Here is a 24,920-nt window from a genome sequence, read left to right on the forward strand (position 1 = left end):
GCTGAGTCATGCCACAACAACGTGTGTTGATGATTGTTGAGTCACCAAATAAAGCGAAGAAAATTCGTGGATATTTTCCCGACTTCAAACTGATTGCAACTGTTGGGCATTTTAAAGATCTGCCCCGCGAGAGCATGGGTGTAGAGCCGCCTAAACACCAACCGGAATATGTTGTATCGGAAGGTAAACAATCGGTAGTTACGCAGCTAAAAGCAGCGGCCAAGGATGCCGATATCATTTATGTTGCGACTGACCCAGATCGTGAGGGGGAGGCAATTGCGGCACATGTTGTTAATACATTGGGTAAGGCATTCAGCAATAAAATTTCCCGCATTACCTACACCGAAATTTCCAAGAAGGCAATCGAAGGTGCTATTCAGGCCAAGCGCAATGTTGATTGGCCTTTGGTGCGTGCCCAGGAAGCTAGACGTGTTCTGGATCGCTATGTGGGTTACCTGGTTTCTCCTGAGTTAACCAGAAAGTTTAAGGCCATTGGCGTTAATACGTTTTCCTCAGCTGGTCGAGTTCAATCCGTAGCGGTAAAACTAGTCGATGAGCGTCAACGCGAGATAGATGCATTTAAACCAGTGAAGCACTTTGGTGTAGTTGTTTCCCTGGTAAAGGCGGGCATCGAGTTTGAAGCCGTCTGGAAGCACGCATTAAAAACCGGCGAGTTGGTTACGGATGTAAACCTCGCTAATGCAGTTATCGCTCGTACACACACCCTCAAAGTCACTCAAGTCGCGAGCACGCCTCGCAGAGTGCCTGCACCTAAACCGCTAATAACCAGCTCCTACATTCGTTTGATGGGTGCTGCGCTGAGGATGACAACCAAAGCTGCGATGGATTCGGCGCAAAAGTTGTTTGAGGCTGGATTAATAACCTACCACCGTACTGATAGCCCCACCATGTCCGCTGACTTTGCGGCTGATATCCGGGCATTTGCGTTACGTAATCAATTGCCGGTGCCTGGAACAATCCGCGAAGTCAAATTGGCGGCTAACGCACAGCAGGGGCATGAGTGCTTACGTGTGACGGATATTGAGCTATCAAGTCCTGGTGCCGCAGGTATTGATGATCCCCTGTTAAAAGCAGTCTACGAACTCGTGTGGATGATAACGCTGCAATCGCAGTTATCAGATGGGGAGAATCTTTCCACCGCAATAACGTTCGAAAATGGAGCCAAGGATTCTTTTATCAGCAAGGCGCTTCGAGTGAAGCACCTCGGCTGGCGCGCGGCCGCAAATCTGTTTAAACAAAATAATGAGGCGAAAGCGGCGACTTCCGATTTGGATAGTGAGAATGAGGAAAAGCTTACCCCTTCATCCCTACCGGAATTATCCTCTAACGAATCATTGACGCCACGTTCAGTGACACTTCAAACGAAGCTCACTGAAGCACCAAGCATCTATACCGAAAAAACCCTGGTTGAAAAACTGGAAAAGCTAGGTATTGGTAGACCAAGCACATACGCCTCAACCATAGAGCGGATATTGCAACTCAACTATGTTGATCGCAACAAAAAGACCCTGCAAATAACCCCATTGCCATTTGGTACAGCAATGGTTAACGCGCTCGATAAAAAATTCAGTTTTATGGAGTATTCATATACAGCTGAAATTGAAATGGAATTCGATTTAATTGCACAGCGCAAAGCAGAATACCTTCCAGTTGTAAACACTGCTTTTGAAGCACTTCAGCAAGAGCTGGAGCGATTTAAGTCCTCTGATCTATCCAGTAAAGCACAGGAGCATTTGGCAAGTATGAAGCCAAGTCTGGCTGCAGCACCAATCGCTAAATCATCCAAGGCTCCATCATCGGCATCGACGCAACCATCAACTAACACGGCAGTCTCCCGCAAACAATGTATGCCTGGTGATAAATGCCCTGAATGCAAGACTGGAACTGCCTCCGTAAAAAAAATTAAAGAAGGAAAAAATGTAGGCCGATCGTTTATTGGCTGCAGCAACTTTCCAAACTGTCGTTTATTCAGCTGGCTTCATTAATTTGTGGAGATTGTGATGGACTTTATTTCAATATTTTTTGGCGAACGGCTGACAGCGTCGCAGACGCAAAAAGTACTACGCTTGAAACCAGTAAAAATAAATTCGTTCAATCCATTTCCTGCTAGCAGAAATCGGATTTTAGGATTTGACGGGACATTGATTTCATTTGCCGCCTCTGGAAACCACGATAAGCTTGATCGATCGCTACAAACATTCCACTCCGAACTCACTGTTTATAACAGCAACATAAGTCGCTATTTGGTCAGGGAGTATAAACAGCGAGGAGCAAGGCTTAATGCTGATCGGTTAGACCTAATTCGCGCCCAGGTCGTTCAAGAGCATTTTCTTGAACATAACAAGGCCTACATCAGTATTAGCAGCCAGATTAAACAGCTGCGCGAGGATGCTCCACTACTGTCCCAATCAACGCTGCGCATAGATGATTTGAATCTTCTGGATGAATCACAAAAGAAGGCCGTTTTTTTCCCTTTGTTAAATATCCGGGTAAGCCTTTCTGTTATGGAAGATATCTGGGAAAAGCTAATCCCCTATGAACAACAATTATTCAACTGACGGAGTGCAGCATGCTTAACTTTCTAATCAATCGATCGATTTTGACTCAGGTCGGCTTTCTCTTTCTGATGCTGTTTGTATTGTGGTTTTTCGGAATATCGTCACTTCTCAATAGATTGACGCAACAGCAACTGGAGATTCAGGCGCGTACCGTTGTAGACAATGTAAATACCTTAGGTCAATTAATATCGGGACATGGTGGCATGTGGGTTAAAGCCGGTCCTGATTTCAATGAGCGCTACCTAGATAAAATTGATGCGGGTAATGGCGTGTTTTTCTATTCCAAAAACCCGGCGAGAGTACAGAAAGAGTTTTCTGACAAAGGCCTGTCCAACAAGTTTCCTGCATCCTTTCGGATGGTTTCACTTAACCCAACTAATCCAGAGAACCTGGCGATGGGTTTTGAAGCTAAAGCACTACGCGAAATGACCCGCGATAAAACTAATGGAAAAAATATTCACAGTATTTCTCGTCATAACGATAGCCAATATGAATTTATTGAACCGGTAATTCATAGCGAAAATTGCATCGCATGCCATGGTGATCCTGCGAAAGCGCCGGAATCTGTTCGTAATGCTTATGGAACCACAAATGGTTACAACTACAAGGCAGGTGATTTGGCGGGTGCTATAGCAGTTACCATCGACTTCAACAAATGGGAGATGCTATCAACTTTGATAAACGCCCCTCTTGTTCTGCTTTTATTGCTACCCATCATTGCCATTCTCCTTTTTGTTTACCTTCAGTCAAAAAATATTTCTAGCATTGCTAGGCGAATTGGTTCGTACCAACGAGGGACGCCTATCGGTGTTGATGCGAGAGCCATCCCGGACAACACCCGCAATGAGGTATTTATCTTGATAAAAGCCGCCGCGAAGATGACAGGAATAGTAGAAGGTACTTACGCACAACTTAATGCCTACATAAAAGCTGCAAAGCATTCAAAGTCACAACCCAAAACCAACGCGGTGAGAGATTAAAAAATGGAACCTAAAAACCATGATTTTTTGCTTAATGCAAAGACCTTGCGCCTGGTGATCTATTCAAGCCTGGTAATAGCAAACCTTTTATTTATTTTACTGTATCCAGTACATGCCCTTATTGGCGTTATTGGTGCGCTGTTCTTTTTTGTGCTGTTGTTGTGGTTTTTGTGGAAAGACGCGGCAAAAACATCAACCAAAATTTCCAATGCGTCGCAACCTAGAAAATCTACCCATTAAGGAATCAATATGAGAAACCTATTTTTACTGATATGTGTTTTTGCGATCGGAACAGCATCGCAAGTGGCAAGCGCACTTAATGAAGTGGCACGAACTGATCGCTATACCCTCACCAAAATTGAAGCCACCAGTGATCAACAGCGTCCGTTGATGGCGATAACAACCCTCTCATTTGGCAAAGAAGTTCTTACGGTCGGTGATGCGATTAAGGAAACCCTAATGGGATCAGGATTTAAGTGGCAAAGCCCTGATAGCCAGGACCAGTTATTAAACAGCCTGCCGTTGCCTGCAGTAGTTCGTGTGATGGGTCCTATCCGACTAGCGGAGGCATTACAGACGATTGCGGGTGAGGCATGGATATTACGAACGGATAATCTGCATCGTGCGGTGTGGTTTGAGATGAACGAAAACGCTGTAAATACCAATAACCTAAAGGAGTGATCAAGCATGTTAATTCTAACCCGGAGACCAGACGAAACGGTTGTAATTGGCAACAACATTCGAGTGAGAGTCATGGGCGTAAACGGCAACCAAGTACGAATTGGCATCGATGCACCAAAAGACATAGAGGTCGATCGAGAAGAGATCCATGAGAGAAAACAACAAGAGCGCTCCAGTAAAAAGCGCTTGTAAGTCATCTGATTAAATTAACTATTTCACCCTTACCCTAATACATCGACGGAGTTGATTATGGCCCCATTGTTTAAAAATATTATCTCAATTGGTTCAGCTGCTGCCCTTACCCTTTTGACCGGTTGTGCTGCCACCAATACAGCCTTAACAAAAAAGGAACTGGATGTGCAAACCAAAACAAGCACAGCCATTTTTATTGAACCCGTAGCTCCTGCGAAACGAACTATTTATGTGGATGTGAAAAGTGGTGTGCAGGAATTTGATCGTGCCATTTTCAAAAAACTGCTTAAAGATAGCTTTGCAACAAACGACAATAACTACAGGATTATCGATGACCCAGAGCAGGCACAGTTTATCTTGTCCGCATTTGTACTGAACCTGGAGAAGGCTTCCCCTAGCGCCTCAGCACAAGCGCTCAATCGTGGGTATGAAGGTGGTGGCATCCTCGCCGGTGCCGCGATTGGTGGTGCTGCCAAGGGTGACTGGCAAGGTGCTGTCGCCGGTGGTGTGGTAGGTGCTGGTGTTGACATGATCAGTGGTGCCCTGGTTAAAGATGTGACCTACATGTTGGTGTGTGATGTGCAAATCAAAGAGCGTACGAAAAGTGGTGTGATAGTTAAACGGGCCACTGATATTTCCACCAAGGTTTCAGACGATGGTTACACCAACCAACAGGTAGACGAAACCAGCAATATGAAAGAGTACCGCACGCGCATCGTCACCACAGCAAATAAGGCTAACTTGAAATTGGAAGAAGCTGCATCACCGATTTACTCCAAAACTGCGGCCGCGATGAGTGGATTTTTTTAATTGATCGCTAGCGTGATCAGTCTTTGCCACCTTTCGGGGTGGCTTTTTTTAACCCAAATTTCGTTGACATGAGTCATTTACATCAGGAGATATAAAAATGAATTTTCCTCACATATTCATCCTAGTCTGCATTCTCGTCATCGCCTCGACCATATGGTTTAAGAGCCCCGCCTCTAGTGAAGATATGACAAATATAATTTCTCAGGTTAATAACTCTTCATCAGAAGAGGTCAAGAGCAAGCTCGTTGTTTTCCTGAAAGACACTCCGAATCCAACACGCCAACAACTATCTGATTTTCGAGATGAAGTGGATCAAATTTTAGTGGTCGATTTAGCAAGGCAAGCAACTGGTGATAATTCATTGCAGGCTAAATCGCCTGAGACAAAAGCAAACCCAGCACCGCTTAAAACGTCATCTTTTATCGAGCGTTTTATGGTTTGGATGTTTTGTTTGGGTTTGGCAACCATCGTCACTTTGAGTGTCTATCGGATATTTCAAAAACGTAAAAGCGATCAACTATGAATATCAAAAAAATTCTATATGCCCTAAAAAATCCCATTTTTTATTAAATTCCGGTAATTGAAATGACCTCACAACAACCGAAACCACAATACCTAACAGTCGTTTACACCATCAATAGTCCAGAAGATTTTTTGGAGGAGAATAATAGACTGCAATCTTTGTTCACTGAACCAGACGGGAAACCTTGGGCTATAACCGCTATGTCTGTAGATCACGAGATCCACCGACTGGAACTGATAGAGAGTGCACTGGACTCTGACCAGGACGAGTTGATAGAGGTAATTATTAGCCATCCAGCAATTGGGAACGTTTGCGACCTGGACGCCCTGGAGTAAACGCAATGACAACGAATTCTAAAATTTTAGAAAAAATTAAGAAGTGCCTTGCGTTAGCTGGATCATCTAATCCACATGAAGCAGAAACAGCATGGCGCCAGGCCAGGAAGCTTATGGAGGCACATAAGCTGGAAATGCTTGACGTGCAGGCATCCGAAGTTAATACAACAAGTAGCTACGCAGGTAAGCGCCCTCCTGTTTGGTTACTGTCGCTAGCGCAGGCATGTGCCAAAGCGTTCTCTTGTAGTCTTATTACTCGTTCATCCGTTCATGGCTCCCAGGTTGTTTTTATTGGCACTGGCAATGCATCAGAGTTTTGTGAATATGCGTTCACCGTTTTACAAACCCAATTGAAATTTGCACGAACCGGATATGTAGCCACCTTATCGCGCTGCAAGCTCGCGACCAAGAGACGCAGGGGTGAAATATTTGCGGAGAACTGGGTTAGCGCGGTGTATTCAACTGTTGCCAGGTTCGCGCAAGTTGACCCTGAAACGACCGCATTAATTGAAGCTTACTTTCAAAAGAACCTTTCGGAAATTAGTACCTATAAGTTAGAGCCAAAGAAAGTTACTAACAAAGATCGATCGGCGGCCTACGCGGGTTATAAAGCAGGACAGAGTGCGAAGCTACATCGAGCTATGGGTCAGGATCAAAGAATGGGGATTTCCCATGGCTGAAAAAATGCAAGCTAGCCTCCTAACTGAAGAGGACAAACTTTTCCTAAGCAACCTTCAATCCTGGATGCGGTCATCGATGGAATTTTCCATCTTGGGCATTCAACCCAAAGATTCCGATTTGGTTCGTATCGACGGAAAGCTATCACCCTATCTGGCATTAATGCTCGGGCAAAAGTCTGCGTTTGTATCTTTAGAGGAATTGCGCCAGCTATGCGAGAATTCTGCGCAGAACGGATTGATTTATGAGGCTTGGATGGATAGCGCGCTGCAGAATGCGTACATCTTTTCGAAACCATTACAGACAGAAGATGCTTTCCGCTTCATTACGTATTTTAAAGCCTATCACGAGATCGATAATGAAGAAGCTTTGGCAGCAGAAGCAAGAGAAGCTCTCGATCGTGCGCGTGAAGAACTTTATGGGTATTAGGAATTCGTTCAGATATTTTAAGCAATTCCGTTGAATTCTTGACCTGTTCAAGTAAACTTAATTGGACTTCAGCTTTAGCTGGATCTATATCAACCACCAAAGGCACACAGAGTGGTTACGTCGAAAGACGGTGCCTACATTCAATAAGGCTTTTACGCCTACATCAACGACCCACGGGGATAACTTATCCTCTGGGTAGGTTTCCCTTTTTTCCAGGAGACCTAACTCATGTCACAAAACTCACCTTTTGGTTCTTTGGCCGCACAATCTTGTGGTCCGTTGCTTCCGCTGGAAGTTCTCAAGTCGCGTGCCGGATTTTATATCGGAACATCGACCGATGAAGGCCCATATTCGCGGGAGTCCGTAGAATATTGGCATGCCGAATCAGAAGCATGGTATGCCTTAAAAAATCAAACCTGGACACAAAGACTTCATCCTTAGTGGAGATGAAATTATGACAAGTCATATTGCCAATTTATTTTCCCCCAAGGGGCTTGATTACTATCAGGATCTCACCAGAGATATGAAGTGCTCAATTGATGTGACTCGTGATGAGTCTGCAGCCGTTTTAAAGGCTTACGATCGTGGCGTGGACGTTTTGAACCAAGACGAATTGCAATTACTGAACTCTGTGATCGCAAAACTGAAAGATGTAATTCACCCTTGAGTAAACTGATATGACGCCATTTCCAGATCACTACGTCGGTAATATCACTCGTGTAGACAAACTTGCAGATGGGGCAATTTCAATTTGCTTTTGGGCGAAAAGAGAAGAGTCAATAACCGAGGTATTACACGCAACACCCGAAGACTATCTTGCAGAGTTTCCTGGTCATGCTATCGAAGTAAAACCTTGGCCATCTCAAACTTTACCCACTCAATGAGTGGGTTTTATTCCAGAGCCTTTTCATCGAGAAGGCTGCGGAATAAAGATTTAAGTACAGCCTAAGCTGCCCTTAAAAAGCTATCCACTGGATCTGCGGAGTTTACTCCTACGATAGCGCGGCGAAAGCCTGATCCTATACTCACCCCACTGGGAAACACACTCCCATTGGGCGTGGTGTTTTTCTCACTGGGGTTTTCTTTTTTCATCCCTAGCTAGGAGAAATACCATGTCACACTCAAATAATATTGCCGATCAAAAAATCCGTTGGTTCAATGCTCACACCGAAGCATGCGGTTACCTGAATGGCCTGAAAGAAGTTAAACCTTCTCCCGGTCAAACATTTAAACCATTCTGGACAACCACCTTCTGCAAATTAGAAGGTAATCCAGAAAACCCTCGGAAAACCTATATCAGCATATCCATCGCCAACCCCAAAGTTGTCGAGATATTGAAACCTCATGCCAACCAATTGAATATGGAAGGCTCTCGGGTTTTTGTTACTGCACGAATCTCTGATCTTGAAGTAGAACCTTTTATCTACGGAAATAACAGTAGCCGTGCAGGTCAGTTGGGCGTTAATTGGCAGGCCAAACTTATTTCACTCATTGCGTTAAAGGTCGGTGACATTACGATTGACCTGAAGAAAGAAACGACCACTGACTTTGGTGTGAATGCAAATCAATCTGCAACGAATCACCAGCCACAAAATAGTCCTTCACTTTTTGATTTGCCGTTGATGGTTACCCTGGATAAAAACGAAGCTAACTTTGAAGTAACCAAGCAACGTTTGAAAGACTCCGGGTATCGTTGGAATGGCGAAAAGATAGCGTGGTACCTGGCTACCATTAAAGTGGAAAATAGCGATCCAGCTATCAATGAGAAGCGCCAAGCTTTGAATGATGCAGGATATACATTTTCCAGTAACGATAATGTTTGGAGGATGCCAACTGCCCCAAAGCAGCAAAGCAATCCCCCGAGTCAACCAGTCGGCCTCCCAGGTCGGCACCATCAAGACAGTCAGCAACCAAGCAACCAACGCCAGCAGTAAGGCAGCAGTCGCAAGGTAAGAGTGTACTATCAGTGTTTCTGATGCTTTTAGGGATGGTGTAAACCATCTCTGAAGGCGTCATATCAGAGCCATTCGAAAATACCAGGATGACTGTGATATGATTTACGAACTCCAGACGCGGCTGCCTCCGCGCCCCTTAGCCCTTCGGGGTTTGGCGGACCAATCGAGGTTAAACGTCCGTAGGCTAACGCCTCCTCGTATCTTCAAGCTGGGTTGAATCATGTACGTCTTGCTGGCGTCCTCAACATGATTCTATCTGCCCCCAGAATGCCTTTCGCAGTGAGATGCGAAACACTCCATCAAAACAGTGACCTTACTATTGATGCTTCGGCGTCGGTATTAGGGTCACTCTTTATCAGGACGCAGTGCTTTGACACAGCGCCATAGCCAAGTAAATTTTCTTACTGTGGCGCCCTATCAGAGCATTGCTCACAATCCCTCAAAAGTGCGCCCGCCCGCATCAAAATAGGCGGCATCGTTGTGCAGAATTGACTGTGCGCGATTAATGGTTTGTTGAGATCCGACCCGTCAAAACAAACAAAGCACTGCGCATGGACGCGCATATTTCTTGAGAAATGATGCACTAGCTTTTTGTTATACAGACAACTAGTTCATCGTTTTTCGTTTTAAGTCCAGCGTCACACGCTGACCTTAATAACGATCATCCATAAGTGCAGCGATACATTCGTATCTATGATGATCTCACCGCAAGGTGGCACTTACCTTCAATCAGGGTTTAATCCCTTTCAGTCAAACAGCCCGTTGGGAAAATTCATTCCCAGCGGGAGTCAATTTTCTTCACGGGCTTTTTTTGTGGAGAAAGACGATGGGTAACCAACAAGCATTTAATTACTCGACAGCCGATGAAGTCATCAATGCAGCAAAACACATTATGGAATCCATGATGGAGCAGCGCGATACATTGTTAACCAGCCCTGACCTAGTCAGGCAGTATTTAATGATGAGATTGGGCAGAGCAGAGCGCGAAATATTCTGCGTAATATTTCTGGACAATCAAAATCGTTTAATTGCTGCTGAAGATCTGTTTATGGGTACGATCGACGGAGCCAGTGTTTATCCAAGAGAGGTGCTTAAGGCAGCTCTCAAATATAACGCTGCCGCCGTTTTGCTTGCACACAATCACCCAAGTGGTGTTGTGGAGCCAAGCCAAGCTGATCAACGAATTACACAACGGTTGCAAACTGCTTTAGAGCTTGTAGATGTTCGTGTGTTGGATCACTTCGTTGTATCAGGTACCGAATCCACCTCATTTGCAGAACGTGGTTTGTTGTAATTTCAATCAAGGCTTACGCCACTCTTACCCCAGCGGGAATTATTCATTCCCGCTTCGGGCGTGATGATTTTCCAATGGGTTTTCATTTTTTTTATCCAAGGAGAATCATCATGAGTACAGCTACTGCTTCACAATCAAAAATAGTCGCTACCGTTGTTCCAGGTCATTTGCGGGCGGCCACACTGCCAAAGCGCTTTCCTGGTATGTTCCTAGTGTTCGAGTCACTTGTGTATCGTTATTTGGAAGTATTTTCAGATAACTACAAAGGCGGATACTGGGAATTTTTTGATTTGAGCAATGGTGGTTTTTACATGTCGCTGAATTCAAATGCCCGGTTCTATTTGTCCATAGCCAGCAATGGTTTTGAAGGCGAGATGACGGCGGATGCAGCAAGCCTGGTAGTAAACATGTTTGCTATTGGCCAATTGGCTAACCAGCATAAAACAGACTATCTCATCGAGTTGTATCACCTGCTGCGTACTTTTGTGAGTGAGCATCCTGAGGTTAATCGAATTCTTTGTGCCATCGATTGAGGTGAAGTATGAGTGATCGTGTGCAGATCGAGGTTCGTGCGTGCTTTATTAATCAAAATACGGGTGATGTGGTTGAAACGACATCACCTGACCCAGCCTTAACGCCAAACTTGTTTGGTGTTTACATGCGTCCAAGCAATGGCGATCAAGACTGGGTTTGGTGTGCAGATTTTGCCACCTATGAGTATTTTGAATTTTTTATCGATGCTTTTGTATTGAAGTATCACAATGATGGTTCTGGATTTGATTTGGACTTAAGCAAAATCAGTAACCATATTCATCGTTAAATTTCAATTTTTACTAATCCGCCCGGTGGGAATTTACTTCCCACCGGGAGTGGATTCTTCCGGGCTTTCTTATTTTCTCGGGAGAATTTTATGACTCACACAATTCGTGCTCAATATGACCTGATTGCCGGTAAAGAAGCCTTGGCTTCCGATTTCGGAGCAATGTTGGATTGGATTGAGCAATGGGATATGAAGCCCTGCAGTAGTGTTTATTTTGGTGAAGAGGTCAATGCTTTACTGGTGCGTAACTGGATTGCATTTCGTAATTCGTTGACTAATACACTAAATCAATATAACCGTAGCTTTCTTGAAGATTGCGCGCGTGAAGCATGCGAACCAGAGGATTTTTATGAAATCCAGGATTGCATGGATGAGATCACGGATGGTCAGCTGATGGCTTTGGGACGTTTGTTTTATCCCGGTGGAAAGGCCATAGTAAAACAACCTGAAAGCATTACTTCCATCGCGGTTGAGTGGTGTGTGGAAGATATTCAATCTATCAGGCCCGACTTAACGGATGAACAAGCCGGTGCAGTTTTACAAGCTGCTGATCGTTGTCACAATGCTGAGGTTGGCATTAATTGGGATGTACTTCGATTTCATGCAGATGATCTATTTCCGGAGGAGGATGAGGATGAGGATGAGGATGAGGATGAGGATGAGGATGAGGATGAGGATGAGGATATTGACCTGGCAGATGAGTTATTGCCCGAGTCTTCTGAAGTAAATAGTAAGTATGCTGATTCAATAATTGCGGTCAACCCTTCCAATTATGATGCTATTGAAGTTCATGGAGTTCGCAACATCAACGACGCAGATGATCCTGATGGGACACATTACGAAGTTGACGATGAGAACCCTGAGCTATACAGCGTGTATTTGCATTGTGTTGGAGGCGGCATCGAGTGTGTTGGTGACTTTTCATCTAATGCTCTCGCCGAAGAATATGCAAGCGAGCTTTCCATGCTCTACTCATGGAAGGTCTTGCACTTTCCGCTAGTCGTTATCGGTGAGGAGGATGAATCTGCAGAAGAGTTATTGCCTCTGTCTTCTGAAGTGACCACTGAGAGTGAATTTTCAACTAATGATCTCCCTGTGTTCCGTTGCCTCCGGGGTTTTCATACCGAGCAATTTGTTACAGCTGATTGGGATTTAATTTATTCAATAGACCCTTTAGAAAGTTGTAGCGGCCAAGTTGCCTGTATTTTTACTGACAGCTACGATGATCTGGAAAGCGCTGCTATCAGTGGTGCAGTGTATTTTGGAAGCCAGCCAATTTGTAGTCGTGCAGAATTGGAGGGAGCATTGATTGGTCATGAAATGACTCTCAAGGCGACTGGTGTAAATTCAATTCTGTTTTTTGTTAGAACGCGTTAATTCTTTTGCCCCCGATTGCTTTTGCATCGGGGGCTTTAGAGGTACTCATCTGCAACCCCGAGCTGGTGAAAACCGGTCTGGATCTGCTGGAGTTCCCGTCCATCGTCTTTATGCAAACGGGTTACAACGTCTACACCCTAATGCAAGCCGCTCGCCGCTCCTGGCGAATTGGTCAGCAACAGGGAGTAGAGGTCGTATTCTTGGGTTATGCCCAATCAGCCCAAAGCCGTTGTTTAGCGCTGATGGCTGAGAAGATTGCGGTAAGCCAATCTACCTCTGGAGATATTCCGGAGTCAGGCTTGGATTCACTCAATCAGCGCGGGGACAGTATTGAAATGGCGATGGCCAGGGATTTGATAGCTGCGTAATTGTTTAAAATTAAGCCCTCTTCGGAGGGTTTTTTCTACCCGAAACAACTGTGAATTATTGCTTGAATTAGCTTTTCGCGCGAATGACCAGATATAACCGTCAAGAAAAGCAGTCCAGTATCGTTCCAATCGGACTCGTTTGGAGTTATCGACTATAGATTTTCAATGATACAGTGCAGTTTGGTAATTTTTGAGTGTATGTATTTTTTGCTTTGTTTCCATCGACTGGCTACCAAGCCAGCATGAATACTAAGAAAGAGCGGCATTTATTTCTGTCAAAAATTTACAATCCCGACTAGTTAGATGTTAGGAATAGTGAACTCTCAGAAAGTAATTAGAAGGCCGCATCACCTTGAGATATTAAGATCGCATTCGATTGAACACCTTAAGCAACTTAGTCACCAAGCGGGGCAATCCTCTTTAAGGTTATCGAGTATCGAAAATTTACTCACAACAGCACATAGCTTCCTTAACTTTGAGTAAAAAACACTCCTGCTGAAAAAAGTCAGTGTCATATTTTGGAATTTTTATAAGACGATTCTTGGGTAAAGCTCGTAATTCGCACATGTTTAATGTACATTAAAGTACATTAAAGATCGTCAATATCCATTGGTTACTATCTATATGATCGCCGAAAACGAAGAAACAATGATAACGTTAAAAGAAGTTGCGGAATGTTTAAACGTAAATGAACGGACCGTATATCGATGGGTTACAAACGGTGAATTACCTGCATATAAGTTAGGAAAGGTGTGGAGAGTGAAACCTTCTGAGCTAAATGATTGGGTAATTAAGAACAAAAATTCGGGAGGAGCCGGACGTTGACCCTTAAAGACATCGATGGCCTATCAATTTACAGGCCAGTCCAGTATTTGGGGGCAAAAATAAGAACGTTACCAGCCATTATAGAGGCCACCGATTATTTGCTGGGCTCCAATGGAACTTGCTTGGATCTGTTTTCCGGCTCTTCAGTCGTTTCACAAACTTTGCATGCTAAAGGATTGAAGGTCATCGGTAATGATGCGTTACGTTTTTCGTTCCTAATTACGCATGCCTTAATTTCTAATCATCAGCTTTCGAATGTTGAAAAACTGTTATCTAGATTTGTAAATTCAGATAGCGAACTTCATGGAATCGAGAAAAAAATATCGGCAGAAAAAAATGCAATCAATAAGAAAGATCCCACTGTCCTAATTAAGCAAAATATCGAAACATTAATGGATTGGGATAAAAAAAGATTAAACCTTATAGCATCATTAAACGAAACCGAAAAGTGGAAGAACACGGCAGTGCTCCTCTATTCAGGTACTTATTTTGGATTTAATCAGGCCAAGCATATTGATTTAATACGGTCAAAAATATTTGATCTTATTCGCAAAAAAAATATAACACTTTATGAGTATTCATTATTAATGACAGCTCTTTTTTCGACCATCTCTCAGTCAGTTTTTTCAGCTGGAAAACATTTTGCGCAGCCTCATTTAATAAAGACAGAAAAAAATCTACCTTTCATATCCAAAAGAATAATTCAAGATAGATCTTATGATGTTTTGGAAACATTTAAAATTAAAGTTAAAGAGCTTGTAAAAATAAAGTCAGAATCAAAAAACAATGACTCATATGCAACGAATGAAAATTTGGAATCATTAGTTAAAAATAGAAAGCTTGAAAAAATTGACTTGATATATGCAGATCCGCCTTATACGGCTCAGCAATACTCTCGCTTTTACCATATTCCGGAGGTGCTATCTGAAGACAAATTTCCCGAACTTCAATTAGTGAATGGAAAGGTCACTAGGGGAATTTATCCTGTAGATAGATTTAAATCCAAGTTTTGCTCAAAAAAAACAGCCCATGAAGCATTTGAAGATATTTTTTTATTATCAAAAAAATATGATTCATCATTAATACTAAGTTATTCGTTATCGAAAAACTCAGCCACAGGCAATGAGAGAATGATCTCACTAGATAAGCTTCTTGATCTTTCTCGGAAATTCTATGGAAAAAATGTACATCTCATTGAATTTGCGCACACATATCGTCAATTCAATAATATTGCCTCCGTAGTTAACAAAAAAGAAGATAAAGAAATTCAAATAGTTTGCAAGAAGTAGGTTTTATTGAATGCTAAATAGATACATAGGAAATAAAAAGTCCATTCTTGAGCCCATCATCAGTCAGGTCAAAGAAAAGCTCCCAAATGGTGGCAGAGTATGCGATGCATTTTCTGGCTCATTGGCAGTAAGTTTTGAACTGAAAAAGGAAGGGTATGAAGTTTCAACAAATGATATAAATTTATTTTCTCATTTTTATGGAAAGCATTTAATTGAGCAATGCAGCTTGCCAGAAATAGAGCTTGCATCATTTAATATAGACAATGTTGATAAGCATATAAATCAAGCTCAACTGATTTTGGATAGAGGGATTTCTGGCGCAGAGGATTACAGTTTTCTAAGAAACAAAAAAAACTCACACCGCTTTCAGAAACTGCTTACTGTGTATTTGTATTTAAATAATTTAATGGATGGCAAACCAAAAGGAAATAGTTATTTTTTTGATACCTATACTGAAGAAGGTAAAAATTCTCACTTTGAGAGTCAGAGAGGGACAATAGGACGCCGTAAATTTTTCACTCCATCCAATGGACGTAGGCTCGATTTGGTAATGAATCAGATACGAAAATGGAATAAAGACGGCGTGCTTGAAGATGGTTACTTTAAGTATACATTGGTTTGCAGTGTTATTGATGCTTTAGAAAAAGTCAGCAACACTCAAGGTACGTATCATGATTTTCCAAGAGATAAATATGACTCGCGGGCTCATATTCCGTTGATGCTATACCCTCCAAATTTTGATGGAATAATTTCAAAAAAGAAAAAGCATATAATTGGACGCTGCGAAGACTCGATAGAATTTGTATCAAAAATTCCAAGCCAAGATCTACTATACTTAGATCCGCCATACAACTTCAGGCAATATACAAGTTATTATTTTTTACCGAATGTTTTATGTGAATACATTGATATGGATGATTTGAAGATCTATTTCGATAATGTGCAGTTTGTAAGAGGTCAAAACATGACAAACGATTTTAATTCATCTTTTTCTAAAAAAAATGAATTTATTAAATCGTTATATAATTTGGTAAAAAACTGTGACACAAAAAACGTATTAATGAGCTATTTTGATGGGCGAAATCATTGGAATAACACTGCGGATGGTACGGATGTTGAGGGAAAAGAAGTGCTACTAAAGTTTTTCAATAGTGAATTATTTATAGCTGGCACATGCGATCTCATTCCATTTGATAGACTTAATTATCAGAGTTACGGCGGCCACAAGGCTAAGTTTATAAAAGAGTTTTTGTTCTCAGGAGTAAAAAAATGATGTTTTGGAATACATTGTTAAGCGGCAAGGCTCTCGCGGACTGGATTATGGCGTTAGTAGCAGACCCTGTTGCTAATCCAAATGCAAGATTCGATAAAGGACAAAAATTAGATCCGTTTCAAACATCCATGAGAGATGCAAAGGGTATTTCCGCTTGGCTTTCAGATGTAGAACAAGGAAGGTTAATAAATAGAGGGGGTAATGGAAATCAAGCCTATACCGATTTAAAAGGAGCTTTTCTTATTGAGGAGCATCAAGGTGCTCATGTATTGAGTATATTAGGTCGAAATGTGCTGAATAAATGGAGGCAGGCAGGCATCGACAATTCCAATGAGAACGATGATTTTTCGCGAATGTTGCTGCTTGTTTTGGAGGCCAGAACACTATCTATACAGGCATATCTAGATATGCTCACGTTTTGGTCGGAAATACGGGAGTCAGGCTCACCAATATCATTCATATTAAATCCAGAATCATTATATTTAATGGGGCTGCTCTGTAACGAGCTAACCGGATTTAAGCCGTGGGACGTAATCAAAAGAAACTCGTTGCAATTCCAAGCCAATGGAACAATCGATCAGCTGAGGGATGCATATAGAACTAATAACAATATTCTCTCCAGATTAGATAAAATTGAAGTGTGGTTACAAAACTCAGCTTCACGAGCATCAGGTAGGCAAAAATTTTGTTTGGCTATGGAATGCGCTTTTGCTCCAATTGGAGAGGCAACCGCTCTAATTGAATCGCAAAATGTCACTGATCTTGTAGGAGTCTGTACCGGTGATCGACTAAAGCTCTTTTTTGATGAGTATGATTTGTTTAATATTAGACAAAATTATGCCATTAAAGGCGAGAATAGAATATTTTACGGTGCTCCTGGCACAGGAAAAAGCACGCAAGCCAAGAAAATAATTAGAGGTTCAGTATTCGAGGTCGTAACATTTCATCCCGCTACTGACTATTCCAGCTTTGTTGGATATTACAAACCAATATCCATAGAAAACAATGCCGGCGAGCAAGTAGTTCAATACACTTATCAAGCACAACACTTTCTCCGCATTTATGTAAAAGCATGGAAGGATCTGGCAAATAAGCATTATTTGTTAATAGAAGAAATTAACCGTGGAAACTGCGCAAAGATATTTGGTGACATATTTCAATTGTTAGATCGTGATGATCAAGGGTTTTCTGATTATGTAATAAATGCAGATTCAGATGTTTCTGAATATCTTCGAAAAAACTTAAATAATGCGGAATACAAAAGCTCAATTAGAGAACTAGTCTTACACAAAAATAACGTTTCGTTACACGAAGATGAATTGTTTTCCGTTCTAGCTTTACCAAATAATTTATCAATAATTGCCACAATGAATACCTCTGACCAATCATTATTTCCTATGGATAGTGCCTTTAAGCGTCGCTGGAATTGGTCATACACACCAATTATTACTCCGATGGGGACAGTAACAATTCAGGTAAATAATGAACGATATGATTGGTTTGATTTTGTTCAGAAGGCAAATAAAAAGATATCGTTAGTTACAGAAAGTGAGGACAAAAAAATTGGAAATTATTTTGTTAAGCCGCTAGATCAGAGGATTGATGTGGATACTCTGGTGAATAAAGTCATGTTTTATCTATGGAATGATATTTTTAAGGAAGAGTATGGATATGATATAGAAAACAATATATTCGTAATAAGTGAAAATGATGAATTGAAGCCAATTTTATACTCAGACCTATACCAAGAAGCCGGTATAAATGAAATTACCCTTCAAAAGCTACTAGAAGCAAATAAAATAGCCAAGATTAATTGATATGAAAGTATATTTTGAAGGTGAAAAGTATAGTAAGGCATGCATTGACAATCGAGTAATTGATTATTTCAATGAGCTGAATGTAACTGGTGAATATATCACCGAGTATGTGGGCTATTACTCAGATCACATACATGCTCCTGTATTTTTTTTGCCTAAAATAGGTACTCAGTTAGTTAACAATGACAAAGACATCTATGAATATTTAGCCAAGACAGGATTGCATGTAGGGAAGACGCACATTAAAGGTATACAAATTCCGTTTTTATCCAAAATTGCGTATTTATTATATCTGTCGCTCATTAAATTTATTAAAAGAAAACCCGAAACACAATTATCTATGGAGGGGCGAATATTTGATATTAAGCTCAAAAGGTCATCCATGGGAACAACTGAGCTAGAAACCGTAATAGCGCTCGAATCTTTCTATAAGCAACATGAAGATATGCTTGCCTTTAGCTTTCGAGAGGCCAATGAAAAAAAATGTGCCAACGTGGATTGGGGGAAAACGATTCGCTGTACCAGCCCCTATATATCTAACCAAACTGTGATTTACGCATATCCAATTAATCAGGAAGAGGATGCCGACTATTCCAATAAAATTCTTATTGTATATTTTTCTCTACTTAGTTATCTATCAAAACAATATGGAAAGAAATTTACAATTGATCATAGGTTAGAGCTAATTTCTCATAAAAATTTCAATTCATTTTCAAATAGATGCAGAAAATTATTGAAGAAAACTAAAGGTCAGAATTTTGATGATAGATTCATAAGGCTCTCTAAGCTGCTAACTGCATATTTTGACATTCAATCATTCGAAAGGAAAAAATCCTTTAGCGAGGATAAGCTTTTAATAAAAGGATATAACTTTATATTTGAAGACATGATTGATTTATTGCTCTCCGACCAAGCAGTTATTAGTGACTTGAAAAACCAAAGAGACGGAAAAATAGTAGATCACATTTATCAATACAATAGCTTATTTGATGGTGACGATATTTACTACATAGGAGACTCTAAATACTACAAAGATAGCACTAGTTTTTCTAAACATTCAAAATACAAGCAATTTACATATGCTAAAAATGTAATTCAATTCAATGTAGATCCTTTCGGTGAACAAGAGCAACTGACCTATCGAGATGAACTTACAGAAGGTTATAATTTATCACCTAACTTTTTCATTAATGGCTACCTCTTGGATTCAACGTTGACCAATCCTCAACCTGGTTTTATGGTCGATCATCAGGGGTTAAAAAACCCCACCTTTCTGTGTCAGTTTAAAAACCGAATATTTGATAGAGATAGCTTATATCTTTGTTATTTTAAGCTTAATTTTTTATTTATTCTTCAAAGCTACGTTATTGAGAATAAGATAACAATCATAAAATTTAGAGAGCAAACATATAAAGTCATAAGGGAGCATTTTATAAATCTTTATAATGAGCGTTACAAGTTTTTCCGCTTGCAGCCACATGTCGAACTGGATGCATTCACGGAGGCTTTTTTCCGTAAGTTGCACGGTAAAACTTATAGAAGTTATAAAGACATTCAAGAAGGCACGATTACATTGGGGTTAGATTGGAATGAGGCTTTTACAATAGAAAATGCTGAGCTATTAAACTTTTTGAGCATGCATGCAAATATTCTTGAATTTCGATTGCGATAAATTTTTTCACAAAATCTATCTCCTCTGAAGTGACAATACCATCCTGTCTTAAAAAAATTTTTATTTCATCGCCTCCTTCAGCTCTTGGCCGAAAAGCGAAGTGGCGAAAATTCAGCGTTAGGTGCATGCAGCCAATGGAAGGTCGCACCAGCTCCCTGTAAACATTGGCGAACGCTTCGCTTGTTTCATGCTCCACTTTTTTTTCGTTCCTTCGGCCGCACAGAACAGCGTACCCCGTCCAAAACTTGAGTTAACCTGGTCAATCAGTGACATTAATTTATCCGATCTCACCGATTGTACTGGTGTAAATAAATCAACTTGAATATTGCTCTTATCGGTAATGTCGATCAGTCCAACACCGGCTTTTTGGAATTGATAGCCTTTTCTGAATAGCTGCGAAATCGCAAATGTAGCATAGGCAATTAAAACGCGAGTATCGTCTGTTGGATAAGGCAGTTTAATGGTTGCACTTTTAGAATAATGATTTTCACCAAATGGCGATGTTTGCAAAAACACCAACATATTAGTAGCCAAACAATTCTGCTTCCTCAGCTTCTCACCAGCGCGGCTTGCATAGAGTGCGACTGCTTGTTTGATCGGCTCTAACTCCGACTGTTTTTCACCGAAAGATCGTGTGCAGTAAATTTGTTTTTTGGGTGATGGTTGCTCTTCTAGTTCCAGGCAGCTTACTCCATTTAATTCTTCAACTGTACGCTCCAGTGTTACATTGAACTGTGTTCGCAAGTGCTTTGTATTGGCGTTCGCCAAATCCCATGCGGTGTGAATCCCCATATCTGCTAGCCGTTTTGAGGTTCGTGATCCAACGCCCCACACGTCTTTGGTCGCCGCCTTTTGCAATAACCATTCGCGCTGATCTTCACGTTCCAGCACGCACACATGATTAAGTTTTGGAATTTTCTTGGCTGCTTTATTGGCGAGCTTGGCGAGTGTTTTCGTTTGAGCAATGCCGACGCCCACAGGAATTCTCACCTGTTTCCAAATAGCCTTTTTTATTTGTTGGCCGTATTCCTGGTAATTACCAAATAACACATCAATTGGCCGCACGAAGGATTCATCGCAGCTGTAGACTTCTACATCGCTCGCAAATTGTCGGATGGTATCCACTACACGCGCGGATATATCTCCATAGAGCGCGTAGTTTGATGAGAACACGTGAACACCATGCTTTTTAAGTAACGGTTCTAATTTGAAGTAGGGTTCGAGATCTGGAATCCCAAGTGCCTTGGCTTCCTTGGAGCGAGCCACAATGCAGCCGTCGTTATTTGAAAGCACAACCACAGGCTTGCCTCGCAAATCCGGGCGAAAGATTTGCTCACAGCTACAATAAAAAGAATTGCAGTCTATTAAACCGAACACCGGTGATACCTCAATGAATGTGTGACCACACCTTCGATGACCAGGTCCATATCTTCCAGGATCGATATAGGTGGAAACTGCGGATTCCCAGACAAAAGCTGACGCCGCCGTAAATCCAACACCTTACAAACTAGGCTTCCATCAACGACCGCGATCACCACATCTCCATTGATTGCCTCCAAAGCACGATCTACGATCAACAGGTCGCCATCATGGATGCCGTGCTGCTCCATAGAGTCGCCCTGGGCGCGCACGTAGTATGTGGCCGATGGGTGTTTCACCACATGCTCATTAAGGTCGAGCCTACGCTCCAAATGATCGTCTGCAGGGCTTGGAAAGCCTGCGCGCACCCGGTGGAGGTAGAGTGGTATCGGGAGTGGCGTGGGCGGGTCAATCGGAAATACTTTGTTCATGGCTAGCGCTGCTATACTGTTGTTATATACAGTATAGCGTCAGGCTGGCTAGGAGAGTCAACAGAATGCTTAGAACTCTTTGGAGCAACCATGTGTAGTCGTATCTTTGTCACTCCTGGAAATCCCCTCAAATTACTTTTGGCGCAGTTTGGGATGGATGGAGTGGGCTTACCTGAGATAAATAACTTGGCACCTACAGAAGCTGCCCCGGTGGTTTATCGGGATGGCAGTAGTTTCAATATTTCGCCGATGCGCTGGTGGCTGCATCCATCATGGTCACCAGAGCCGCCCAATCAGAAATTCGCCATGTTTAATGCCAGGATCGAGACAGTTCTCACCAGCCGCGCATTTCAGGGGCCGGTGCGGCACAAGCGCGCAATAATCCCGGTGTCTGGCTTTGTGGAATTCAAAATGCAGGGCAAACAAAAGCAGCCGTTCTATGTACAGGCTGCCTCCGGAGAGACGCTGGCAGTTGCCGCGATGTGGGAGTGCTGGCAGAACCAGGTGTGGAGTACCGCAATGATTACCCAGGCGGCAAGTGAATCATTTGCAGAGGTTCATGATCGGATGCCTCTGTCATTAAATGCAGAGCAGGTCACTCGATGGATGAATCCAGATGAGGAGGTTAAAAAACTCCTGCAGGACTTGCGCGGACAATCAGCGGAGCTTCACTGGAGCCCGGTTGATCCGCGCGTGAATAATGCTCGAAACAAGGAAAGTGTTCTCTTTCTTTGAGCTGAGATTGTGGTTGAGCGGCGCTTGTGGCAATCAATCGCAAATTGCTCAACTATTTTTTCAAAACTCAGCATTACACCGCTCAAATGGTTTGATGTGGAGCTGTTACTGGTCCATGCGTGAAAAATAAATATTAATTTTTAAAATTAGATAAGAACTAGCGGCTACGTGAATTCCATCGGTTTCATCTATGACGAATCAGAAAGTACTCGAATAGGAACGCGAAACAGTCTAACTTTTTCTAATAATATTTAGTTGCTCAACAGTTTTTTGAGGTTTCACACAGCCTCGGCCAAGAGCTGAAGTTAGGAGCCGCCATGACAATTGGCAGGCCAGGTAATTTGCTCAGAATTTTTAACGCAGTCCTTGTAATGCGCTACCGTGAATAAACTCTAGACATATACCTAATGAAGCAGGTAATACGCTCCAACCAATAAAGAGCTTCTTCATCAGTAATGTCGGATTTCTTCGGATTTCCGTGCCTTATATCAGGATACAGGTCGTGCACTCTATCCCATATAGACAGACCATCTTTCACTATCACATCCATCCCCCAGTTTTTTTCCGTGCGCAGTTTTTGGGTGGCGCTCTTAATGTCTTTTTCACCAGAGAGGTTTTTGAGCATTGACTCCATTGCAGACATACAATCTCGAACAGCATCTTTCCTGTCTCTGTCGTTCTCAGTATTTAGCAGGTGTTCCTTTGCTTGTTTAAGATGATCAAGAGCTTGCTCACAGATTCCCTTAACGTATTTCTCGGCGTCTTCTACCTCCTCAACTCTAGAATCAACATTATCCCTCAGAACCCAGGAAGAGCTTTTTGACCAATTATCAAACTCTAGAATATAACCAATCTCAAGATCCTCTAAGAATTCATTTAAATCATCGACAGAGAATAAAAGGCTATTTTTGGAGCATGCATCGGCGAGAAAATCCATAATTTTTGGAAAATCCTTTTTACATAAGCTACCAACATAAGAAGGGAGGTCTTCTAACAGAAAACTCCATCCCCAGTTTGTTGTTGGTTCTGTTGGGATTCTACTCGCAATATCATTAATTACAGCTTTCAGTTCTCGCTCGTCTTCGCATTGACGAATGAGAAATCCTTGTAAAGCCGAACTAAACCCATTCGGAAGATCTGAAACATAAAATTCATTGCTTTCATAACCTTTGTAACTCTTGTGCTCTGCTTTGAACCCCATGCAGAAACTCCCTATATAGCAAACAGTTTTTTAAATTAAATGGCTAAGGCCTTGTATATATGGATAGGTCAGCCCAGCTCATTAGGGATGACTGAATTAAGCAATATCTTAGCAACCAATACAGTTAACGTTGGAAATAAAGCGCTTAAACAATTCGGGGATATGCAGCCGCTTCTTTTTTACATCTGCCTCAAAAATGGAATTTGTTAATAAAAAATAACGACCTGAGCCAGTTGTTAGTCTATCTAGCTTGAAGATCAGTTATTATTTGAATTGGACCATCATTAAAACCAACCAGTTCTCCTCCATCTATGAAACTCTCTAAAAAAAAGAAAACTTGCTCTATTGGAGTGTTCCAGTTTTTCCTGACGAATTCCGAAAAAAAATTAAACTCTTCATCTGTACTTGGATATTGTCTTTGCGGCCCGCTTAAAAAAAACCACTGAAAACAACCTAATACATTTAAAAAATCACGTATAATGAAATGGGATTTTTCAAAAAATAACTGTACCCTAGCAATCCCATGGTGATGAGATTCTTCAAAATATACAAGCTTCTGATTTCCCTCCACTACACCAATACCAAAAACACAAAACTCGTTCTTTTTTCCCCAATAGCGCTCTGTTCGCAATTTATTACCATAAACACCCTCAACCTCACCAAATATAGCCACAGATGAACCATTAAAAGTATTTTCAACTATCAAACACAAGTCTGAGCGTGCGACAAGATTATTAACCAATTCGCTTTTTACTTCAAAAGGAAAGACCTCTGTAAATCGGTTAATCAATTTATAGCTTAGTGAAGAATCAATACCTGAAACATAAAATGAAAATGCATCAAGATTTTTGTTGAAACAAACTCCGTATAAATCCTCCAGCCTTTCAAGTAGTTCAACGATAATATGTCCACCAAGTTTTTGATTGAAAAAACTTGCAAGAAAATACTGAACGCCCCAGTTATTAATATAAGTTTCGACTTGTGCAAAAAAATTAACTGGTAGGCCACCCCTCATAAGGTTTAACGTCCACGCTGGAAATTCATTAAATTTTCGAGGAGAGTGCATCAAATTAATATGCGAATCAATGCACTTCAAGACGCTATAAAAATGTGTAGCCCAGTATGACTTAACATCAGGAATAATAATTTGACTGACTGGGGCAAGAATACTTCTCTTGTTACTTCTCATTGGGAAACCAGTTAAAATATTTTAGAGAGTTGATTTATATTAATGCCGAGCTAAAGGAAAAATTTTTAGGATTTTGGAGACTTTTCTCTCTCAAGTATTTCTCTAAGA

26 protein-coding genes and 1 pseudogene are annotated in these 24,920 nt (G+C 41.6%); 23 read left to right on the plus strand and 4 right to left on the minus strand.

Features of this window, described 5'->3' with window-relative positions; all coding sequences use genetic code 11:
* Positions 1-8 precede the first annotated feature (8 nt).
* The 22 genes and pseudogenes from B4E62_RS04435 (at position 9) to B4E62_RS04540 (ending at position 19,897) form a co-directional block, all read left to right on the plus strand.
* Entirely contained in the window at positions 9-2,006 is a 1,998-nt protein-coding gene (locus B4E62_RS04435; protein ID WP_331351207.1) for a DNA topoisomerase, read from the plus strand.
* A gap of 15 nt (positions 2,007-2,021) precedes the next feature.
* Positions 2,022-2,579, plus strand: a complete 558-nt coding sequence (locus B4E62_RS04440) for a hypothetical protein (RefSeq protein WP_331351208.1) — start codon at positions 2,022-2,024, stop codon at positions 2,577-2,579.
* A gap of 11 nt (positions 2,580-2,590) precedes the next feature.
* Positions 2,591-3,559, plus strand: coding sequence for a DUF3365 domain-containing protein (locus tag B4E62_RS04445; protein ID WP_331351209.1), 969 nt, complete (start codon positions 2,591-2,593; stop codon positions 3,557-3,559).
* Between the two features lie 249 nt (positions 3,560-3,808).
* Positions 3,809-4,240 (plus strand): hypothetical protein, encoded by a 432-nt coding sequence (locus tag B4E62_RS04450; RefSeq protein ID WP_331351210.1) that lies wholly within the window; start codon positions 3,809-3,811, stop codon positions 4,238-4,240.
* A gap of 6 nt (positions 4,241-4,246) precedes the next feature.
* Positions 4,247-4,432 (plus strand): carbon storage regulator CsrA, encoded by a 186-nt coding sequence (gene csrA / locus B4E62_RS04455; RefSeq protein WP_331351211.1) that lies wholly within the window; start codon positions 4,247-4,249, stop codon positions 4,430-4,432.
* 57 nt (positions 4,433-4,489) lie between these two features.
* Positions 4,490-5,242, plus strand: coding sequence for a complement resistance protein TraT (locus B4E62_RS04460; RefSeq protein WP_331351212.1), 753 nt, complete (start codon positions 4,490-4,492; stop codon positions 5,240-5,242).
* Positions 5,243-5,426: 184 nt separating this feature from the next.
* Complete coding sequence (locus B4E62_RS04465) at positions 5,427-5,765, plus strand: hypothetical protein (RefSeq protein ID WP_331351213.1); 339 nt, start codon at positions 5,427-5,429, stop codon at positions 5,763-5,765.
* Between the two features lie 340 nt (positions 5,766-6,105).
* On the plus strand, positions 6,106-6,780 hold the full coding sequence (locus tag B4E62_RS04470; RefSeq protein WP_331351214.1) for a DUF2786 domain-containing protein: 675 nt from the start codon (positions 6,106-6,108) through the stop codon (positions 6,778-6,780).
* Positions 6,773-7,207, plus strand: coding sequence for a hypothetical protein (locus B4E62_RS04475; protein WP_331351215.1), 435 nt, complete (start codon positions 6,773-6,775; stop codon positions 7,205-7,207). Before B4E62_RS04470 ends, B4E62_RS04475 begins: the two co-directional genes overlap by 8 nt.
* A 228-nt stretch (positions 7,208-7,435) precedes the next feature.
* Positions 7,436-7,648: a hypothetical protein gene (locus B4E62_RS04480; protein WP_331351216.1), complete on the plus strand. Its 213-nt coding sequence runs from the start codon at positions 7,436-7,438 to the stop codon at positions 7,646-7,648.
* A 13-nt stretch (positions 7,649-7,661) separates the two neighbouring features.
* Positions 7,662-7,874, plus strand: coding sequence for a hypothetical protein (locus B4E62_RS04485; RefSeq protein ID WP_331351217.1), 213 nt, complete (start codon positions 7,662-7,664; stop codon positions 7,872-7,874).
* 445 nt (positions 7,875-8,319) lie between these two features.
* Positions 8,320-9,141 (plus strand): DUF3577 domain-containing protein, encoded by an 822-nt coding sequence (locus B4E62_RS04490; protein ID WP_331351218.1) that lies wholly within the window; start codon positions 8,320-8,322, stop codon positions 9,139-9,141.
* An 847-nt stretch (positions 9,142-9,988) separates the two neighbouring features.
* Positions 9,989-10,456, plus strand: a complete 468-nt coding sequence (locus B4E62_RS04495; RefSeq protein WP_331351219.1) for a JAB domain-containing protein — start codon at positions 9,989-9,991, stop codon at positions 10,454-10,456.
* Positions 10,457-10,566: 110 nt separating this feature from the next.
* Positions 10,567-10,989: an antirestriction protein gene (locus tag B4E62_RS04500; RefSeq protein ID WP_331351220.1), complete on the plus strand. Its 423-nt coding sequence runs from the start codon at positions 10,567-10,569 to the stop codon at positions 10,987-10,989.
* An 8-nt stretch (positions 10,990-10,997) separates the two neighbouring features.
* Complete coding sequence (locus tag B4E62_RS04505; RefSeq protein WP_331351221.1) at positions 10,998-11,276, plus strand: hypothetical protein; 279 nt, start codon at positions 10,998-11,000, stop codon at positions 11,274-11,276.
* 90 nt (positions 11,277-11,366) lie between these two features.
* Positions 11,367-12,653 carry a hypothetical protein gene (locus B4E62_RS04510; protein WP_331351222.1) on the plus strand — a complete coding sequence of 429 codons (1,287 nt, stop codon included), beginning with the start codon at positions 11,367-11,369 and terminating at the stop codon, positions 12,651-12,653.
* A gap of 35 nt (positions 12,654-12,688) precedes the next feature.
* Positions 12,689-13,021 (plus strand): annotated as a pseudogene (locus B4E62_RS04515) (DEAD/DEAH box helicase); the annotation flags it as partial.
* Positions 13,022-13,669: 648 nt separating this feature from the next.
* Positions 13,670-13,846 carry a helix-turn-helix domain-containing protein gene (locus tag B4E62_RS04520; protein ID WP_414633250.1) on the plus strand — a complete coding sequence of 59 codons (177 nt, stop codon included), beginning with the start codon at positions 13,670-13,672 and terminating at the stop codon, positions 13,844-13,846.
* On the plus strand, positions 13,843-15,135 hold the full coding sequence (locus B4E62_RS04525; protein ID WP_331351224.1) for a DNA adenine methylase: 1,293 nt from the start codon (positions 13,843-13,845) through the stop codon (positions 15,133-15,135). The genes B4E62_RS04520 and B4E62_RS04525 overlap by 4 nt, the downstream gene beginning before the upstream one ends.
* Before the next feature lie 10 nt (positions 15,136-15,145).
* A complete protein-coding gene (locus tag B4E62_RS04530) occupies positions 15,146-16,408 on the plus strand; it encodes a DNA adenine methylase (protein WP_331351225.1) in 1,263 nt (420 codons plus the stop codon).
* Positions 16,405-18,225, plus strand: a complete 1,821-nt coding sequence (locus B4E62_RS04535; protein ID WP_331351226.1) for an AAA family ATPase — start codon at positions 16,405-16,407, stop codon at positions 18,223-18,225. Before B4E62_RS04530 ends, B4E62_RS04535 begins: the two co-directional genes overlap by 4 nt.
* Before the next feature lies 1 nt (position 18,226).
* Positions 18,227-19,897 (plus strand): hypothetical protein, encoded by a 1,671-nt coding sequence (locus B4E62_RS04540; protein ID WP_331351227.1) that lies wholly within the window; start codon positions 18,227-18,229, stop codon positions 19,895-19,897.
* A gap of 117 nt (positions 19,898-20,014) precedes the next feature.
* On the opposite strand, the gene B4E62_RS04545 is transcribed toward B4E62_RS04540, so the two are convergent.
* On the minus strand, positions 20,015-21,274 hold the full coding sequence (locus tag B4E62_RS04545) for a Y-family DNA polymerase (protein WP_331351228.1): 1,260 nt from the start codon (positions 21,272-21,274) through the stop codon (positions 20,015-20,017).
* A complete protein-coding gene (locus B4E62_RS04550) occupies positions 21,262-21,687 on the minus strand; it encodes a translesion error-prone DNA polymerase V autoproteolytic subunit (RefSeq protein ID WP_331351229.1) in 426 nt (141 codons plus the stop codon). Before B4E62_RS04550 ends, B4E62_RS04545 begins: the two co-directional genes overlap by 13 nt.
* A 90-nt stretch (positions 21,688-21,777) precedes the next feature.
* Here B4E62_RS04550 and B4E62_RS04555 point away from each other — a divergent pair, with 90 nt between their 5' ends.
* A complete protein-coding gene (locus B4E62_RS04555; RefSeq protein ID WP_331351230.1) occupies positions 21,778-22,422 on the plus strand; it encodes an SOS response-associated peptidase in 645 nt (214 codons plus the stop codon).
* A gap of 376 nt (positions 22,423-22,798) precedes the next feature.
* Here the strand turns inward: B4E62_RS04555 and B4E62_RS04560 are convergent, their stop codons facing one another.
* Together B4E62_RS04560 and B4E62_RS04565 are read right to left on the minus strand one after the other, a co-directional pair.
* Positions 22,799-23,623, minus strand: coding sequence for a hypothetical protein (locus B4E62_RS04560; RefSeq protein ID WP_331351231.1), 825 nt, complete (start codon positions 23,621-23,623; stop codon positions 22,799-22,801).
* Positions 23,624-23,864: 241 nt separating this feature from the next.
* Positions 23,865-24,812 carry a hypothetical protein gene (locus B4E62_RS04565; RefSeq protein ID WP_331351232.1) on the minus strand — a complete coding sequence of 316 codons (948 nt, stop codon included), beginning with the start codon at positions 24,810-24,812 and terminating at the stop codon, positions 23,865-23,867.
* Positions 24,813-24,920 lie beyond the last annotated feature (108 nt).

The organism is Cellvibrio sp. UBA7671 (genome assembly GCA_002483145.1).
In the GTDB taxonomy this organism is placed as follows: domain Bacteria; phylum Pseudomonadota; class Gammaproteobacteria; order Pseudomonadales; family Cellvibrionaceae; genus Cellvibrio; species Cellvibrio fibrivorans.

Bases quoted from the DNA above. Each gene is read 5' to 3' on its own strand.
- B4E62_RS04435 (WP_331351207.1), top strand. From the start codon at position 9: ATGCCACAACAACGTGTGTTGATGATTGTTGAGTCACCAAATAAAGCG.
- B4E62_RS04440 (WP_331351208.1), top strand. From the start codon at position 2,022: ATGGACTTTATTTCAATATTTTTTGGCGAACGGCTGACAGCGTCGCAG.
- B4E62_RS04445 (WP_331351209.1), top strand. From the start codon at position 2,591: ATGCTTAACTTTCTAATCAATCGATCGATTTTGACTCAGGTCGGCTTT.
- B4E62_RS04450 (WP_331351210.1), top strand. From the start codon at position 3,809: ATGAGAAACCTATTTTTACTGATATGTGTTTTTGCGATCGGAACAGCA.
- csrA (WP_331351211.1), top strand. From the start codon at position 4,247: ATGTTAATTCTAACCCGGAGACCAGACGAAACGGTTGTAATTGGCAAC.
- B4E62_RS04460 (WP_331351212.1), top strand. From the start codon at position 4,490: ATGGCCCCATTGTTTAAAAATATTATCTCAATTGGTTCAGCTGCTGCC.
- B4E62_RS04465 (WP_331351213.1), top strand. From the start codon at position 5,427: ATGACAAATATAATTTCTCAGGTTAATAACTCTTCATCAGAAGAGGTC.
- B4E62_RS04470 (WP_331351214.1), top strand. From the start codon at position 6,106: ATGACAACGAATTCTAAAATTTTAGAAAAAATTAAGAAGTGCCTTGCG.
- B4E62_RS04475 (WP_331351215.1), top strand. From the start codon at position 6,773: ATGGCTGAAAAAATGCAAGCTAGCCTCCTAACTGAAGAGGACAAACTT.
- B4E62_RS04480 (WP_331351216.1), top strand. From the start codon at position 7,436: ATGTCACAAAACTCACCTTTTGGTTCTTTGGCCGCACAATCTTGTGGT.
- B4E62_RS04485 (WP_331351217.1), top strand. From the start codon at position 7,662: ATGACAAGTCATATTGCCAATTTATTTTCCCCCAAGGGGCTTGATTAC.
- B4E62_RS04490 (WP_331351218.1), top strand. From the start codon at position 8,320: ATGTCACACTCAAATAATATTGCCGATCAAAAAATCCGTTGGTTCAAT.
- B4E62_RS04495 (WP_331351219.1), top strand. From the start codon at position 9,989: ATGGGTAACCAACAAGCATTTAATTACTCGACAGCCGATGAAGTCATC.
- B4E62_RS04500 (WP_331351220.1), top strand. From the start codon at position 10,567: ATGAGTACAGCTACTGCTTCACAATCAAAAATAGTCGCTACCGTTGTT.
- B4E62_RS04505 (WP_331351221.1), top strand. From the start codon at position 10,998: ATGAGTGATCGTGTGCAGATCGAGGTTCGTGCGTGCTTTATTAATCAA.
- B4E62_RS04510 (WP_331351222.1), top strand. From the start codon at position 11,367: ATGACTCACACAATTCGTGCTCAATATGACCTGATTGCCGGTAAAGAA.
- B4E62_RS04520 (WP_414633250.1), top strand. From the start codon at position 13,670: ATGATAACGTTAAAAGAAGTTGCGGAATGTTTAAACGTAAATGAACGG.
- B4E62_RS04530 (WP_331351225.1), top strand. From the start codon at position 15,146: ATGCTAAATAGATACATAGGAAATAAAAAGTCCATTCTTGAGCCCATC.
- B4E62_RS04535 (WP_331351226.1), top strand. From the start codon at position 16,405: ATGATGTTTTGGAATACATTGTTAAGCGGCAAGGCTCTCGCGGACTGG.
- B4E62_RS04540 (WP_331351227.1), top strand. From the start codon at position 18,227: ATGAAAGTATATTTTGAAGGTGAAAAGTATAGTAAGGCATGCATTGAC.
- B4E62_RS04550 (WP_331351229.1), bottom strand. From the start codon at position 21,687: ATGAACAAAGTATTTCCGATTGACCCGCCCACGCCACTCCCGATACCA.
- B4E62_RS04555 (WP_331351230.1), top strand. From the start codon at position 21,778: ATGTGTAGTCGTATCTTTGTCACTCCTGGAAATCCCCTCAAATTACTT.
- B4E62_RS04560 (WP_331351231.1), bottom strand. From the start codon at position 23,623: ATGGGGTTCAAAGCAGAGCACAAGAGTTACAAAGGTTATGAAAGCAAT.
- B4E62_RS04565 (WP_331351232.1), bottom strand. From the start codon at position 24,812: ATGAGAAGTAACAAGAGAAGTATTCTTGCCCCAGTCAGTCAAATTATT.